This is a genomic window from Micromonospora sp. NPDC000121 (assembly GCF_042899165.1).
Classification (GTDB): domain Bacteria; phylum Actinomycetota; class Actinomycetes; order Mycobacteriales; family Micromonosporaceae; genus Micromonospora.
On record NZ_JBIAZP010000003.1, the window covers coordinates 111,338 to 126,456 of the forward strand.

Genomic DNA, 15,119 nt, shown 5'->3' on the forward strand with positions numbered 1-15,119 from the left:
GCAGGGCTGACCTGCCCTGGCGCGGCGGCAGCCCGGATGAGTAGCCTCTGCGCTCATGCGCATCGCCCTCGCCGGACTGGCCACCAGTCACCCCTACACCGACGCCCGCACGCTGCGCGACGACGCGGAGCTCGTGGTGTGGGAGCCCGACCCGCAGCGGCTGGCACGGTTCCGGGCCGAGCAGCCGGACGCGGCGGTCGCGCCGGACCTGGCCGGGCTGCTGGCGACCGACCCGGACGGCGTGGTCCTCACCGTCCCCACCTCGGACGTGCCGGAGGCGTTGGCGCAGGTGTTGGAGCGCAAGCTGCCGTGCTTCGTCAACAAGCCGGCCGCCGCGACCGTCGGGCAGCTCGACCGGTTGGAGTGGGTCGTGGCGCGGGCCCCGGAGCTGGTGCTCTCCTCCTCGGTGCTGCGCTTCGCGCCGGAGTTCGTCGCGTTCGACGTGCCGCGCGAGGAGGTGCTGTCGGTACGCGCCACGGTCCGGCACGACGTCGGGCTCTGGGCCACCGGCTACAACCCGTGGCAGGACGACCCGGCGGTCGGCGGGGGCACCCTGGTCATGATGGGGCTGCACGGCGTGGAGCTGCTGGTCGCGCTGCTCGGGCCGGCGGTGCGGCTGGTGGGCGCCGCCGGCACCGTACGCCGGCACCGGGGGCTGCGCTCGGAGGACACCGGGCTGCTGGCCGTGCAGTGGGACGACGGGGTGCCCGGCACGGTGGAGGTGCTCGGGGTCAGCGAGGGCGAGGCGTACGAGGTCACCGTGCACACCGCCGCGGGGGAGCGCCGGGTCGTGCTGCGCGGCGGCGCCGACGAGCTGGGTTACCGGGCCACCATCGACGCGTTCGTGAGCATGGTCCGGGGCGCGCCGAGCCCGGTGCCGTGGGCGCAGACCCGCGCCGTGCTGGACGTTCTCACCTCGGCGCGTGCCGTGGCCTGAACCCGCCGACCCGATCCACGCGTCGGGTGCCTTGACGCCCCTCCGGCCGGAGGTTACGGTCATGACCGTTACTTCGGAAGGGGTGTGGTGGCATGCGTACGGTGGCGGACCTGGAGGAGCGGCTCTCGCGCCCGCGGGACGTCCTGGTGGACGATCTGCGAAAGCTCGACGGGGACATCCTGATCCTCGGGGCGGGCGGCAAGCTGGGGCCGAGCCTCGTTCGGCTGGCCCTGCGGGGCGTGGCGGCGGCGGGCACCGGCGCCCGGGTGATCGCCGTGTCCCGCTTCTCGGAGGCGGGGCTGGCCGACGCCCTGCGTGACGAGGGCGCGGTCGTGGTCGAGGCCGACATCACCGACGACGCGGCGCTGGCCGCGCTGCCCGACGCGCCCAACGTGGTCTTCCTGGTGGGGGCGAAGTTCGGCACCTCCGGCCGGGAGCACGCCACCTGGGCCACCAACACCTACCTGCCCGGGCGGGTCGCGCAGCGCTTCGCCGGATCCCGCCTGGTGGCGCTGAGCACCGGCAACGTCTACCCGCTGGTCCCGGTGACCTCCGGCGGCTGCGTCGAGCAGGTTCCGGTCCAGCCGGTCGGCGAGTACGCCATGTCCTGCCTGGGCCGCGAGCGCATCCTCACCCACTTCGCGCTGCGCGACGACACCCCGCTGGCCCTGATCCGACTCAACTACGCCGTCGAGATGCGCTACGGCGTCCTCGTCGACATCGCCCGCACCCTGCACGCGGGCGAGCCCGTGGACCTCACCATGGGGCACGCCAACATCGTCTGGCAGGGCTACGCCAACGAGGTCACCCTGCGCGCCCTGCACCACACGCGGACACCGCCGTTCGTGTTGAACCTGACCGGGCCGGAGCTGGTCTCGATCCGTCAGGTCGCCACCGCGCTCGCCGCCCGGTTGGGCCGCGAGCCGGTCTTCACCGGCACCGAGGCGCCGACCGCGCTGCTGTCCAACGCCCAGCTCTGCCACCGGCTCTTCGGCTACCCAGATGTGTCGGTCGCCGAGCTGATCGATCTGACGGCGGACTGGGTCGCCGACGGCCAGCCCCTGCTCGGCAAGCCGACCGGGTTCCAGACCCGCGACGGCAAGTTCTAGGAGAGACCGTGTTGACCGCATCGAGCACCCGACAGACCTCGGCCCTGGCCCGGTTCCAGCGCGGCTGCGCCATCCCCGCGCACCCGCTGGCCCTGGACGCCGACCGCAAGCTCGACGAGCGCCGGCAGCGGGCGCTGACCCGCTACTACCTGGCCTCCGGCGCGGGGGGCATCGCCGTCGGCGTGCACACCACCCAGTTCGCCATCCACGACCCGAAGGTCGGACTCCTCGCCCCGGTGCTGGAGTTGGCCGCCGAGACCGCGGCCGGTTCGGACGCCATCCTGGTCGCCGGCGCCTGCGGGGACACCGCCCAGGCGGTCGCCGAGGCGGAACTGGCCGCCTCGCTCGGCTACGACCTGGTGCTGTTGTCGCCGTACGCGCCGCTCGACGAGGACGCCCTCGTCGAGCGGGCCCGCGCCGTCGGCGAGGTGCTGCCGGTCATCGGCTTCTACCTGCAGCCGGCCGTCGGTGGGCGGAGGCTGTCCCGGGAGTTCTGGGCCCGGCTTGCCGCCATCGACTCGGTGGTCGGGATCAAGGTGGCGCCCTTCGACCGCTACCGCACGTTGGACGTGCTGCACGGCGTGGTCGCGGCCGGCCGCAACGGCGACCTGGCTCTCTACACCGGCAACGACGACCACATCCTCGCCGACCTCGTGGCCCCGCACCGGGTCGTCGTGGACGGTCGGGCCGTCGAGGTCGAGTTCGTCGGCGGGCTGCTCGGCCAGTGGGCCGTCTGGGCGAACACCGCCGCGACCCTGCTCGACGAGACCCGCCGGGCCCGCTCCGGCGACGACGCCGCGCTGCGCCGGCTGCTCACCCTCGACGGCCACCTGACCGACGCCAACGCGGCCATCTTCGACTCGGCCAACGGCTACCACGGCTGCATCCCCGGCATCCACGAGGTGCTGCGCCGGCAGGGCCTGCTGGCCGGCCGTTGGTGCCTGGACCCGGCCGAGGAGCTGTCGCCGGGGCAGATGGCCGAGCTGGACCGGGTGCACCAGGCGTACCCGCACCTGCGCGACGACGACTTCGTCGCCGAGCACCTCGACACCTGGCTGGCCTGACGCCGAGGACTGCGGTGCGCGCCCCGCGGGGCGCGCACCGCAGACGCGTCAGAGGGTGAGGCGGTAGAGGGTCAGCGGGCGGCCGCTGGTGCCGGAGGCGAGGTTCCCGGTCCGCTCGGCCAGGCCGGCCAGCTCCAGGCGGTGCAGCATGCGCCGGGCGGTGCGCTGCTGCACCCGTAGCTGGTCGGCGACCTCCCGGCTGGTCAGCGGCTCGTCGCCGACCGTCGTGCGCACCTCGCGCAGCCGCAGCAGGGTGGGCACGGACAGACCGACCCGCTGGGCGATGACCGCCAGGTTCACCTCCGCCGGCGGCGGGGCCGGCGTGGTGGACTCCAGCACGATGTCGGTCTCGCCGCGCAGCGACAGCACGGCCGTGGTGGGGCCGACCCGACGGGCCCGGCTCAGCGCCCGGCGCGCCAGGTTCTCCGCCTCGGCGGCGCTGCGGCCCAGCCCGAACCCGATCTGCACGGTCTCGTGCCGGTCGGCCAGGCGGCGCAGCATCGGCAGCGCGGTGAACCCGCCGGTGGCGTCGTGCAGCGGGCCGCGCGTGGTGACGATGAGGTACGTGTCGGGCGCGAAGCGCGCGACGGTGCCGCCGAGCCCGGCCACCTCCTTGAGCAGCCCGTCGTCGCCGTCGGAGAGGTTGGCCAGCCCGAGCGCGATCTGGGCGTCCTCCTGGGCCTGGCTGCCGACCTGCAGCAGGAGCTGGCGCAGCGCGGCGCGCACCGAGTGGTTCGACGGGGCGAGGCGGAACGCCGGCATCTCGTGGCGCAGCACCTCGTAGACCGAGCTGATGCAGGTGACGGCGACGTCCGCGCCGGCCTTGCGCTGCCGGCGGTGGAAGGCGACCACGTCGTCGGAGCTCAGACCGCTGCGGTAGGGCAGCGACCGGACCCGGTCCACCGGCAGGTCGGCCTCGCCGAAGGTGCCGGCGACGTCGGCGCCGGTGACGGTGTCGATCGACATGCGGGTGACGTCGCGGCCGTCGCGCAGCAGCCGCACGGCGGCCTGGAGCAGGGTCGCGCCCGTGTAGTCGACGAAGACCGCCGGCCGGTGCAGCAGGTTCGCCTCCCGGGCGAGGGTGTACGGCACGACGCCGGTGAACAGCCACGCCTCGACCTGGCCGGCGTGCGCCTCCACGATCGCCGGTGCCTGCGACTCGTGGTCGTAGTGCAGCCGCCTGGCGGTGACGCCGGGCTGCTCCTCGCAGGTGGCGGCCACGTCGTCGACCAGGTCGTGCGGACCGACGACCCCGATCTCAATGGTCACCGCTGCCTCCTGTCAGGGTTGCATTGTTCGCGACACAACATTACGGTCAGGTCCGGTATTACTAAAGCCCTTGGAGGGTGCGTGTCGTTCCCCAGCATGGCCGACGCCAGCGGCCGGACGATCGGTGCGGAGGAGCTGGCCGCCGTCAATCGGGTGCTCCAGTCCGGCATGCTCAGCTCGGTCTGGGGCACGGAGGTCCGCGCCCTGGAGCGCGAGATGGCCGACCTCCACGGAGTGTCGCACGCCGTGGCCGCCAGCTCGGGGACGGCCGCCCTGCACCTCGCCGTCGCGGCCGTCGCGCCGGACCCGGGCGACGAGATCATCACGTCTCCGATCAGCGACTTCGGCACGGTCGCGCCCATTCTTGCGCAGAACGCCGTGCCCGTGTTCGCCGACGTCGATCCGTACACCGGCAATCTCGACCCGGCGGCGGTCGCCGCCGCGATCGGGCCGCGCACCCGGGCGATCCTCGGGGTGCACCTGTTCGGCGCGGCCGCCGACCTGCGCGCGGTCGCCGACTCCGCCGGCGTGCCGCTGATCGAGGACTGCGCCCAGGCGTGGCTCACCCGCTACCCGGACGGCACCCTCGCCGGCACCGCCGGCGCGATCGGCTGCTTCAGCCTCCAGCAGTGGAAGCACATCACCTGCGGCGACGGCGGCCTGACCGTCACCGACGACCCCGTGCTGGCCCGCCGGATGCGGCTCTTCGCCGACAAGGGCTGGCCGCGCGACGAGGCCCGCCGGCACGTCGGCCTCGGCCTGAACTACCGGATGACCGAACTGGCCGGCGCCGTCGCCCGCGCCCAGTTGGCGAAGCTGCCCGGGGTGCTGGCCGACCGGCGGCGCACCGCCCGCCGGCTGGCCGCCGCGCTGGCCGACCTGCCCGGCGTGCGCCTGCCGGCGGACCTCGACGCGCACGCCTGGTGGCTGTTCCCCATCGTGCTCGACCCGCCGCTGACCAACCACGAGGTGGCCGGAAAGCTCGCCGCCGCCGGCATCCCCGCCCGCGCCGGCTACCTCGAGCAGCCGCTGCACTGCGCCCCGGCGCTGACCGAGGCCCCCGTCTACGGCACCTCCCGCTTCCCGCTGACCGTGCCGCCGGCCGACCGGCTGCCGGCCTACGGGCCCGGCGCGTTCCCGGTCGCCGAGCGGCTCATCGCGGAGACCCTGCTGGTGATCGACTGGAACGAGCGGTACACCGACGCACACGTCGACGAGATCGCGCGGGCGGTCCGGGCTGCGGTGACCCCGTGATCGCGCCGGCCGCCGCCGCGCTGCGCGACCGGCTGCGCTGGCGACTCGTCGCCGCCACCGCCACCCCGATGGACGCCGACCGGACGGTCGACGCCGGGGTGCTCGACCGCTACCTGCGCGGCGTGGTCGCCGACGGCGCGGACGCCCTCGCCGTCTGCGCCCACACCGGCCGCGGCCCCCACCTCGACCCGGCGACCCGGGACCTGGTCGTGCGCCACGCCGTGGACACCGGGGTGCCGGTGGTCGTCGGCGTGGGCGGCCGGCCGGGGGAGCACACCGACGACGTCGCCGCGCAGGCCGCCCGGGCCGCCGACCTCGGCGCCGCCGGCGTCCTGGTCTTCCCCGTCGACGGCGACGCGGTCGCCCACCACGACGCCATCTGGCAGGCCGCCGGCCTGCCGATGCTCGCCTTCGACCTCTACACCCGGCCGTACTCCGCGTCGCGGCTGGCCGCCCTGCTGGAGCACCCGGGCGTCGCCGGGGTGAAGGTGGCCCGGCTGCACGACGCGCTCGCCTGCCAGGCCGCCCTGGCCGCCGCGCACCGGGCCGACCGGCTGGCGGTCACCGGAGAGGACCGGATGTTCGGGCCGTCGCTGATGTGGGGCGCGCAGGCCGCCCTGGTCGGCCTCGCCGCCGCCGCCGTGCCGGTCACCGCCGCCGTGCTGCGGGCGTACGCCGACGGCAAGCACGACGACTTCGTCGCGGCCTCCGCCCGGCTCGACCGGCTCGCCGAGGTCACCTTCACCGACCCGATGGAGGGGTACGTGCTCCGCATGCTCCAGATCGCCGCCGACGAGGGGCGGATCCCCGCCTCCCACGCGGTCGACCCGTACGCCCCGGCGCTGCCGGACGGCGACCGGGACCTCGTGCTCGCGGTGGCGAGGCAGCGGTGAGCGGCAACCCCTTCGTCGCGGCCGACCTGCCGCCGGTCACCTTCGACGTCGACGTCCTCGTCGGCCGCTACGCCGACCGGCCGGGCCCCTCCGGCGACCCCCGGGACGTCGCGGCCACCCTCGGCGCGAACGGCGTCGCGCGGGCGGCCGTGGCCAGCCTCCGGGCGGCGCTGTTCGACGTGGCCAGCGGTAACGACGAGGCCGCCGCCCTGGCCGGGCCCACCGTGCTGCCGGTCGGCGCGCTCGACCTGCGCGACCCGCTCGGCGCCGAACGGGAGGTCGTCCGGCTCGCCGAGCGCGGCTTCCGGGCGGTGCGGCTCTTCCCCGACGAGCAGCGCGTCGAGCCGGACTTCCCGTCCGTGCGGCACGTGGCCCGCCGGGCCGCCGAGGCCGGCCTGGTCATCCTGACCGGCGGGGACGTCCGCCGCTTCTGGCGCCCGCTGCGCGGCGCCACCGTGGTCTTCCTGGACACGCACTTCTACCACCTGGGCGACTTCGTGGTGGCCGCCCGCGACGAGCCCGGCTTCCACACCTCCACCCGGCTGCTCAACTCGCCCGACGCGCTGGAGACCGTCGCCGCCCACGTCGGCGTCGACCGCCTGCTCTACGGCTCCCGCACCCCGTTCTACGAACCGGTCGTGCCGCGACTGCGGCTGGCCCGCGGCGGCCTCGGGCCGGCCGAGATCGCCGCCGTGGCGGGCGGCAACGCCCGCCGGATCCTGGAGGGCCAGGAATGATCATCGACGTGCACGCCCACTGGGGACCCTGGTTCTTCAGCATGGACGTCGGGGCGGTCGCCACCAACCTCGCCGTGATGGACCGCTACGGCATCGACCTCGCCGTCGTCTCCGCCACCGAGGCGGTCATCTACGACGTCGCCGCCGGCAACCGCGCGATGGCCCGGGTCCTGGAGACCAACGACCGCCTGCTCGGCTACCTGACGATCAACCCGCGCCGCCTCGACGACGCCGAACGGGACCTGCGCGAACTGCTCCCCACCGGCCGGTTCGTCGGCGTGAAGATCCACACCGACTACACTGCCTCCCCGGCGGACTCCCCGCAGGCCCGCGCGGCGCTGGAACTCGTCGCCGCCCACGACCTGCCCGCCCTCGTGCACACCTGGGACGCGACGCCGCTCGACCTGGCCCAGGCCGTCGCGGACATCCCCGGGCTGCGCGCCATCGCCGGACACATGGGCGCCAACGGCTGGCGGCACGCCATCGAGGCGGCCAACTCGGTCGACCGGCTCTGGCTGGAGCCGTGCTTCTCGCACACCGAGGCGGGCCGGTTCGCCGCCGTGGCGGCGGCGGTCGACCCGCGGCGGCTGCTCTTCGGCACCGACGCCACGCTCATCGACCCCGCCGCGGCCTTCGGGGCGGTGCTCGCCGCCGACCTCGACCCGGAACTGGCCGAGCGGGTCGCCTGGCGCAACGCCGCCGAGCTGTTCCGCCTCGACGTGTCCTGAGCCCCGTTCCGGCCGGTCGTACCGGCCGACCGACGCAGGTGCTCAGGCGAGGCGGTGGTCGAGAGCGGTGTGGCGACGCCCGGCGCCGACGGTGCGGACGGCGGCGGCGAGGGCACGGCGGGAGCCGACGAGGACGACGAGCTGCTTGGCGCGGGTGACGGCGGTGTAGAGCAGGTTGCGTTGCAGCATCATCCACGCGCTGGTGGTCAGGGGAATCACGACGGCCGGGTACTCGGAGCCCTGCGAGCGGTGGATGGTCATGGCGTACGCGTGGGCCAGCTCGTCGAGTTCGTCGAAGTCGTAGTCGATGCTCTCGTCCTCCTCGGTGCGTACGGCCAGGGTCTGCTCCTCGGGGGTCAGGGCGGTGACGATGCCGACGGTGCCGTTGAAGACGCCGGCCTGGCCCTTGTCGTAGTTGTTGCGGATCTGGGTGACCTTGTCGCCGACGCGGAACACCCGCCCGCCCACGCGGCGCTCGGGTTGCCCGTCGCGGGCGGGGGTGAGGCGCTGCTGGAGCAGCGTGTTCAGCGCCGCGGCGCCGGCGGGGCCGCGGTGCATGGGGGTGAGGACCTGCACGTCGCGGCGCGGATCGAGGCCGAAGCGGGCGGGCACGCGGGTGCAGGCGACGTCGACGGTCAGGGCGGCGGCGGCCTCGGTGTCGTCGCAGGCGAACAGGAAGAAGTCGCGGAGCCCCTGGAGCAGGGGCGGCTTGCCGGCGTTGATCCGGTGGGCGTTGGTGACGACCCCGGACTCGGCGGCCTGGCGGAAGATCTGCGTCAGCCGGACCCGGGGGATGGCCGGGGCGGCGAGCAGGTCGCGCAGGACCTCGCCGGCGCCGACGGAGGGGAGTTGGTCGACGTCGCCGACGAGGAGCAGGTGTGCGCCGGGCGGGACGGCCTTGACGAGCTTGTTCGCCAGGACCAGGTCGAGCATGGACGCCTCGTCGACGACGAGGAGGTCCACGTCGAGCGGATTGTCCCGGTCGTGGCTGGCCTCCCCGCCGGGGCGTAGCTGCAGCAGCCGGTGCACGGTGGCGGCGGGGTGACCGGTCAGCTCCGACAGTCGCTTCGCGGCGCGGCCGGTCGGCGCGACGAGGGTGACCTTGGCCTTCTTGGCGGTGGCGAGTTCGACGACGGAGCGGACCGTGAAGCTCTTGCCGCAGCCGGGCCCGCCGGTCAGCACGGCGACCTTGGCGGTGAGGGCGAGCCGGACCGCCTGCTCCTGCTCCGGGGCGAGGTCGGTGCCCGTGCGGGCCTTCAACCAGGCCAGCGCCCTGCCCCAGTCGACGCCGGCGAAGTGGGGCAGCCGGTCCGCGCGGTGGTGCAGCAGCCGCAGCAGCGACCCGGCCAGGGACTGCTCGGCGCGGTGCAACGGCACCAGGTACACCGCCGACGTCCGCTCGCCGTCCGGCCCGGGCAGGGTCTCGCGGACCACCCCCTCCTCGCCGACGAGTTCGTCGAGGCAGGCGGTGACGAGGTCGGCGGGCACGTCGAGGATCTTGGTGGCGTCGGCGACCAACCGCCGGTCGGGCAGGTAGCAGTGCCCGTCGTCGGTGGCCTCGGAGAGGGTGTGCTGCAGGCCGGCCTTGACCCGCTGGGGGCTGTCGTGCGGGATCCCGACCGCCTGGGCGATCGTGTCGGCGGTCTTGAACCCGATGCCCCACACGTCGGCCGCCAGCCGGTACGGCTCGTTCTTCACCACGGTGATGGCGGCGTCGCCGTACTGCTTGAATATCCGTACGGCCAGCGAGGTGGACACCCCGACGCCCTGGAGGAAGACCATCACCTCCTTGATCGCCTTCTGCTCCTCCCACGCCGCGGTGATCCTGGCGGTGCGTTTCGGTCCCAGGCCGGGCACCTCGACCAGCCGGGCGGGTTCGGTCTCGATGACCTGGAGGGTGTCGAGGCCGAAGTGCGCGACGATCCGTTCGGCGAACACCGGGCCGATGCCCTTGACCAGTCCGGACCCGAGGTAGCGCCGGATGCCCTGGATCGTGGCCGGCAGAACGGTGGTGTAGGAGTGGACCTCGAACTGCCGGCCGTACTGCGGGTGCGACGACCAGCGGCCGGACAGGCGCAGGCTCTCGCCGGGCTGGGCACCCAGCAGCGCCCCGACCACGGTGAGCAGGTCGCTGCTGCGGTCGGTGGACACCCGGGCGACGGTGTAGCCGGTCTCCTCGTTGACGTAGGTCAACCGCTCGAGCACCGCGTCCAGCACGGCCGACGGCGGGGCAGTGGGGGCAGGCACCCGCCTATCCTGCCCTCCGCCGACACGGCGGTGCGATCGGCCCGACCGGGTCGCGGCGGCGGGCTGGCCTCGCCGGCCGGAGCCGCCCCGCCGGCGCGCGCTACCCGGTGGGGGTCGCGGCGAGTTCGGTGCAGCCGCGCAGGTCCGCGTACTCCCGGAGGATGCGCGCCGCGTCGTCCCCGCGGGCGAGCTGGGGTTGGCCGGTGCGGCGGGAGATCAGCGCCGGCACCAGCTCCGTCCCCACGATGTCCGGCCCGCGCAGGGTGACCCGCAGGATGCCCGTGTCATTGCTGTACGCGTCGTCGCGCCACCACACGAAGTTGCCCAGCCCGTACTGGACGAACGTCCTGTCGATCCAGCCGTCACCGAGCAGCAGGTGCGCGTGGGTGCCGACGACGAGGGAGGCGCCCGCCCGGGCCATCTCGCCGGCGAACGCGCGCGCGTCGGCGGGTGGACAGGCGTCGCCCTCCGTGCCCCAGTGGACGTACACGACGACCACGTCGGCACGCTGGCGCGCGGCGCGTACGGCGGCGACCGCCCGGGTCAGGTCCCTCGTCATCGCGATACCGGCCCGGTCGTCGGTGGCTCTCCACCGCGACCACAGTTCGTCGACCTGGCTGAAGGCGAGGAAGGCGATCCGCGTGCCGCCGATCCGGGTCGTCCACGGCGCGTACGCCGCCGCCGCGTCGGCGCCCGCCCCGACGGTCGGCACCCCGGCGGCCCTCGCCGCCTCCACGGTGTCGGTCAGTCCGACCCGTCCATAGTCCAGCGTGTGGTTGTTCGCGATCGACACGACGTCGACGCCGGCCGCCTTCACCGCGTCGTACGCGCTCGACGGAGCCCGGAAAAGGAACTGCTTCGGCTCCGGGGTGCCGCGCGTGGTGACCGCGGTCTCCAGGTTGACCATCGTCAGGTCGGCGGCGGACAGCGCCGACGAGATCGACGCGAACGCGGTCGCCGGATCCTCCAGCAGCCCCGCCGTCCGGCCGGCGAAGTGCACGTCGCCCGCGAAGGCCAACGTGATCTCGGTCGGCCCGGCCCGCGACGGGGACGTCGTCGCCGCCGCGGCGGAGGGAGCCGGCTCACCGGCCGGCGGCGTGGGCGCCTCCGGGCATCCGGTCAGCGCCACGGTCAGGGTCGCCGCCAGCGCGACGAGGGATCGTGCCCGTCTCACCCCAGGCAGCGTACGGCGCAGCGCCTGTCGCGGCGCTGACTTGACGAAGTTGCCCAACGCCGGGTCCGTGATCACGGACGGCGATCACGGACTCAGACGGCAGGGGCGGCGCCCGGGAGCTGCCGGAGAATCGGGAGGCTCAGTGAAGCTCCAGCTCGGCCAGTGCCCGCTCGGCTTCGACCCGTACCGCCACCTGGTGCTCGCTGTCGGCGTGAACCGTGGCGGCCAGCACGTGACGCAGCGCCTCCCGGTACGCGATGTCCCGCGCGTGTTCCGCATCGCACGACTGGTCCGGCTTCACGCCAGTGCCTTCCCAATTCGTGCCGGTCACGGGATTGATCGAGCGGGCGCACGGCACGCGAACGTCGACATGCGGACTCACCTGGTAGGTGTCCGACGGGTGCGCCCCGCCGCGAGTGGTCTCGCCGATCAGCGTCGCCCGACCCTGCGCCTGCAGGTTGTAGCAGATCTCCTCACCGGCGGAGAACGTCTGCGCACTGGTCAGCACGAGGACCGGCCGGTCGAGGTAACGCGGAGCGGGAAGGTGCGGCAGCGTCCAGAACTGGCGAGTGCGCCGGGTAGTGCCGTCGTAGATGTCGTTGAGGTGCACCGGCTTGTCAGGCAGGAAGTAACTGCAGAACAGGGCCACCGAATCCGGCGTCCCGCCACTGTTGCGGCGCATATCCAAGATCAGCGCGTGCGTGTGCGCGACGAGTTGCATCGCCGCCGCGTACGCCGACGCGGTCCAGGCCGGATCGCCCACGCCGCGCATCTCAACCAGCCCGACGTTACCCGCGAGGCGCTCGACCCTGTGGATGCCCTCGGCATTGAGCCGGTACCGCTCCCGCCGCGCCTCCACCTCACCGGCGTCGTCGTCAGCCCGGTCCCAGGCGGGCCGGGCCCGCTCGTGCCAGATCAGACGCAGGTGGCGATCGGGGCAAACCGATTGAAGATCGTCGGTGAGCGTGGTGCACAACTGCGGACCCGAGAGGCTGTCGTACCGACCGTCGTCGAGGTGCCGCCGCACGACCGTTGCCATCTCGGCGGCTCGTTCGGGGAAGACGTAGTGGGCAGTGATCCGGTCCAAGGCCCCGGTAACCGTGTCTGCGTTGCTCATCGGCGGGCAAGCTACCGGCCAGCAGTGAAGAGCTGCAACGGATTTTCCATCGACGTCACGCCTCAGCCACCGACGGGTACCGAACCGTGAGCGATGTGGACGGTTCCCAGCCCGCCGTGCGGTTAGATGCCCCGGTGGGCGGTGACTACGAGCGCGAGCGTGCCCGAACCATGCGGACGACGGGCGGGACGTTCGGCCGCGCCATGCACCTGATGAGGAGCCGCGATCCGCAGGCGGCGGAGGACGGATTCGCGCTGGTGCGGGACATGGCGGGCCAGCACGTCGACGACCTGATGGACGCGTTCGGCCGCGAGACCGACCACGGCGTGCGGTGTTGGCTGCTGGAACTGATCGGGGACGCGCGTTCGCCTCGGGCGCTCGACCTGCTGGCCACGCAACTGCTGAGCGACGACGAGTCCTTCAGATTCTGGGCGGAACGGGGCCTGCGCCTGCTGGACACCAGAGAGGCCCGACGGCTGCTGTGGCAGCGGGGAGGTCCGGATCGCTGATGTACGACACCCGTCGGTTGCCCGAGTGTGTGATCCGTGATGACTGACAGAGCGCGGCTGGGCGCCGTGGCACTCCTGGCGATCTCCGCCGTGGTCGGGGTCACTGCGACGCTGTCCACCCTCGGGTTCGTGAGCGAGTCCGGCAGCACGAGCGGATCCTGGACCAGGGGAGTGGTGGACGGTCTCGAGCACGCCGCCGTCCCGCTGCTGCTGGCCGGTGCCCTGGCCGCGGCCGCTGTCGGGCTGGCCCGGCGTTCCGCGCTCGTACGGGTTCTGGCGGTGGCCGCGGCTCTCCTCAGCGTGGGCGGCGTGCTGGTTGCCGGGGCGAGAGGCGCCGTTGCCAGGTACGACCAACTGGCGCGGCTGCCATCCTGTCACCGCGCGCAGATGGCCGGCTCGCCGGTGGAGCCGGTGGCCCAGGCGGTGCAGGCGGCCTTCGCCGACATCGAGCATCCCTGGCGCTTCTCCGGTGCCGGGAGCACCGGCATGTACGGTTGCGGCACGACTCTGCTGAACGTCTCGTTCGAGCGGGCGGCGGCGCACTACCGTGCCGAGCTTCCCGCCGTCGGCTGGGCCGTCACTCACGACGACTCCTGGCTGACGGCTCACCGGGACGGGCTGGTGTTCGTCCTGAGCGAGTCCCCGTGTGGCAACGTGGCGATCACGATCAAACCTGCGGAGGCCATCATGTCCCCTGAGGTCTGCTGACCTGTGGAGGTTTCCCACACCAGCACGACGGAACGGGCACAAGGCGAACCGACCTCGCCGCCTGACTGGGCGCGGGTGGTCGACATCGGTTCCGCTCCCGCCGCCCGGTGAGCTCACCCGGCGGCGGGGCCGACCTGCCGGCGACCCCGCCCCGGCATGATCTACCGACCCTCTACGGCACCGGCTGCGGCGGGGGAGGGCCCACGTAGCGCGAGTCCGGTCGGATGATCTTCGAGTCCTCGGCCTGTTCCAGCACGTTCGCGCACCACCCGATGACCCGGCTGGTGGCGAAGGTGGGCGTGAACATCTCCCGGGGCAGCCCGCACAGGTGCATGACGACGCCCGCGTAGTACTCGACGTTGGTGTGCAGTTCCCGGCCGGGCTTCAGCTCCGCCAGCAACGACAGGACCCGCTCCTCGACGGCCACGGCGAAGTCGACCAGCTCCCCGCCGAGGTCCTGGGCGATCCCCTTGAGCATGCGGGACCGCGGGTCCTCCGTGCGGTAGATCGGGTGCCCGAAGCCCATGATCCGCTCGCCGTTCAGGATGCGCGCGCGCAGCCACGCGTCGGCCCGGTCGACGGAGCCGATGGCGTCGAGGGTGTCCAGGGCGCGGCTGGGGGCGCCCCCGTGCAGGGGGCCGGAGAGCGCGCCGAGGGCGCCGCCGACGCAGGCGTAGAGGTCGGCGCCGGTCGAGGCGATGACGCGGGCGGTGAAGGTCGACGCGTTGAAGCCGTGGTCGACGGTCGCGATCAGGTAGCGCTCGATCGCCCGGGCCTGACGTTCGGAAGGCTCCTCGCCGGTGATCATGTACAGGTAGTTCGCCGCGTGGGACAGGTCGTCGCGCGAATCGATTGGCTGTAGACCCGCGCGCAGCCGGTACAACGCCGCCAGCAGGCTGGGCGTCAGTGCGCAGAGCGCCATGGCCTGCGCCCGACGCTCAGCGGGCGACGTGTCGTACAGCGGGCGGGCCCCGGCGGCGAGGCCGGCGACGGCCAGCGCGGCGCGCAGGCCGCCCATCGGGTCCGCCGACGCCGACGCCGAGGCGATGTCGGGCAGCGCGGCGGCGACCGTGGGTGGGATGTGGCGCAACGGCGCGATCTCCTCGTGCAGCGCCTTGGGCTCGGCGGGCAGGGCGCCGTCGATGAGCAGCGCCCAGACGTCCTCCAGCGTCCGGCGCTCGGCGAGGTCGATGGCGGAGTACTGCCGGTAGTGGTAGAAGCCCTCGATGCCGCGGACGTGGCCGACCGTGGTGTCGGTGACCACGACGCCGGCGAGCCCGCGGGGAACGGTGATGGTGTCAGCCATGCGGGCAGCGTCACGCCGGCGGCGGGAGCCAGTCAACATTGATCCAGTCAACATGAGACCATGACCA

14 protein-coding genes are annotated in these 15,119 nt (G+C 73.6%); 9 read left to right on the forward strand and 5 right to left on the reverse strand.

The window, feature by feature from the left end:
* The first annotated feature begins 55 nt into the window (after positions 1-55).
* The 3 genes from ACFY23_RS11080 (at position 56) to ACFY23_RS11090 (ending at position 3,110) form a co-directional block, all read left to right on the forward strand.
* Positions 56-937 (forward strand): Gfo/Idh/MocA family oxidoreductase, encoded by an 882-nt coding sequence (locus ACFY23_RS11080; protein WP_350687131.1) that lies wholly within the window; start codon positions 56-58, stop codon positions 935-937.
* 92 nt (positions 938-1,029) lie between these two features.
* Entirely contained in the window at positions 1,030-2,046 is a 1,017-nt protein-coding gene (locus ACFY23_RS11085; RefSeq protein WP_350687132.1) for an NAD-dependent epimerase/dehydratase family protein, read from the forward strand.
* An 8-nt stretch (positions 2,047-2,054) separates the two neighbouring features.
* Positions 2,055-3,110: a dihydrodipicolinate synthase family protein gene (locus ACFY23_RS11090; protein ID WP_350687133.1), complete on the forward strand. Its 1,056-nt coding sequence runs from the start codon at positions 2,055-2,057 to the stop codon at positions 3,108-3,110.
* Positions 3,111-3,158: 48 nt separating this feature from the next.
* Here the strand turns inward: ACFY23_RS11090 and ACFY23_RS11095 are convergent, their stop codons facing one another.
* On the reverse strand, positions 3,159-4,379 hold the full coding sequence (locus tag ACFY23_RS11095) for a hypothetical protein (protein WP_350819743.1): 1,221 nt from the start codon (positions 4,377-4,379) through the stop codon (positions 3,159-3,161).
* A gap of 81 nt (positions 4,380-4,460) precedes the next feature.
* Between ACFY23_RS11095 and ACFY23_RS11100 the strand changes: the two genes are divergently transcribed.
* From ACFY23_RS11100 to ACFY23_RS11115, 4 genes are read left to right on the forward strand one after another with little or no spacing between them, the layout of a single operon-like run.
* Positions 4,461-5,633, forward strand: a complete 1,173-nt coding sequence (locus ACFY23_RS11100) for a DegT/DnrJ/EryC1/StrS family aminotransferase (protein ID WP_350687233.1) — start codon at positions 4,461-4,463, stop codon at positions 5,631-5,633.
* A complete protein-coding gene (locus tag ACFY23_RS11105) occupies positions 5,630-6,526 on the forward strand; it encodes a dihydrodipicolinate synthase family protein (protein ID WP_350687235.1) in 897 nt (298 codons plus the stop codon). Before ACFY23_RS11100 ends, ACFY23_RS11105 begins: the two co-directional genes overlap by 4 nt.
* Positions 6,523-7,263, forward strand: coding sequence for a hypothetical protein (locus tag ACFY23_RS11110; RefSeq protein WP_350819741.1), 741 nt, complete (start codon positions 6,523-6,525; stop codon positions 7,261-7,263). The genes ACFY23_RS11105 and ACFY23_RS11110 overlap by 4 nt, the downstream gene beginning before the upstream one ends.
* The gene (locus ACFY23_RS11115) at positions 7,260-7,991 is read left to right on the forward strand and encodes an amidohydrolase family protein (protein WP_350684399.1); all 732 of its coding nucleotides are present in this window, start codon (positions 7,260-7,262) and stop codon (positions 7,989-7,991) included. The genes ACFY23_RS11110 and ACFY23_RS11115 overlap by 4 nt, the downstream gene beginning before the upstream one ends.
* A gap of 42 nt (positions 7,992-8,033) precedes the next feature.
* On the opposite strand, the gene ACFY23_RS11120 is transcribed toward ACFY23_RS11115, so the two are convergent.
* The 3 genes from ACFY23_RS11120 to ACFY23_RS11130 form a co-directional block, all read right to left on the reverse strand.
* Complete coding sequence (locus tag ACFY23_RS11120) at positions 8,034-10,238, reverse strand: ATP-dependent RecD-like DNA helicase (protein WP_350684400.1); 2,205 nt, start codon at positions 10,236-10,238, stop codon at positions 8,034-8,036.
* A 100-nt stretch (positions 10,239-10,338) separates the two neighbouring features.
* A complete protein-coding gene (locus tag ACFY23_RS11125; protein WP_350684401.1) occupies positions 10,339-11,412 on the reverse strand; it encodes a CapA family protein in 1,074 nt (357 codons plus the stop codon).
* Positions 11,413-11,551: 139 nt separating this feature from the next.
* Entirely contained in the window at positions 11,552-12,529 is a 978-nt protein-coding gene (locus tag ACFY23_RS11130; protein WP_350684402.1) for a S41 family peptidase, read from the reverse strand.
* 86 nt (positions 12,530-12,615) lie between these two features.
* Here ACFY23_RS11130 and ACFY23_RS11135 point away from each other — a divergent pair, with 86 nt between their 5' ends.
* Together ACFY23_RS11135 and ACFY23_RS11140 are read left to right on the forward strand one after the other, a co-directional pair.
* Complete coding sequence (locus tag ACFY23_RS11135) at positions 12,616-13,038, forward strand: HEAT repeat domain-containing protein (protein WP_350819740.1); 423 nt, start codon at positions 12,616-12,618, stop codon at positions 13,036-13,038.
* Positions 13,039-13,077: 39 nt separating this feature from the next.
* On the forward strand, positions 13,078-13,746 hold the full coding sequence (locus tag ACFY23_RS11140) for a hypothetical protein (RefSeq protein WP_350684404.1): 669 nt from the start codon (positions 13,078-13,080) through the stop codon (positions 13,744-13,746).
* Positions 13,747-13,918: 172 nt separating this feature from the next.
* Here the strand turns inward: ACFY23_RS11140 and ACFY23_RS11145 are convergent, their stop codons facing one another.
* Positions 13,919-15,052, reverse strand: a complete 1,134-nt coding sequence (locus tag ACFY23_RS11145) for a citrate synthase (RefSeq protein ID WP_350684405.1) — start codon at positions 15,050-15,052, stop codon at positions 13,919-13,921.
* Positions 15,053-15,119: the final 67 nt, after the last annotated feature.

Bases quoted from the DNA above. Each gene is read 5' to 3' on its own strand.
- ACFY23_RS11080 (WP_350687131.1), top strand. From the start codon at position 56: ATGCGCATCGCCCTCGCCGGACTGGCCACCAGTCACCCCTACACCGAC.
- ACFY23_RS11115 (WP_350684399.1), top strand. From the start codon at position 7,260: ATGATCATCGACGTGCACGCCCACTGGGGACCCTGGTTCTTCAGCATG.
- ACFY23_RS11145 (WP_350684405.1), bottom strand. From the start codon at position 15,052: ATGGCTGACACCATCACCGTTCCCCGCGGGCTCGCCGGCGTCGTGGTC.
- ACFY23_RS11130 (WP_350684402.1), bottom strand. From the start codon at position 12,529: ATGAGCAACGCAGACACGGTTACCGGGGCCTTGGACCGGATCACTGCC.
- ACFY23_RS11085 (WP_350687132.1), top strand. From the start codon at position 1,030: ATGCGTACGGTGGCGGACCTGGAGGAGCGGCTCTCGCGCCCGCGGGAC.
- ACFY23_RS11140 (WP_350684404.1), top strand. From the start codon at position 13,078: ATGACTGACAGAGCGCGGCTGGGCGCCGTGGCACTCCTGGCGATCTCC.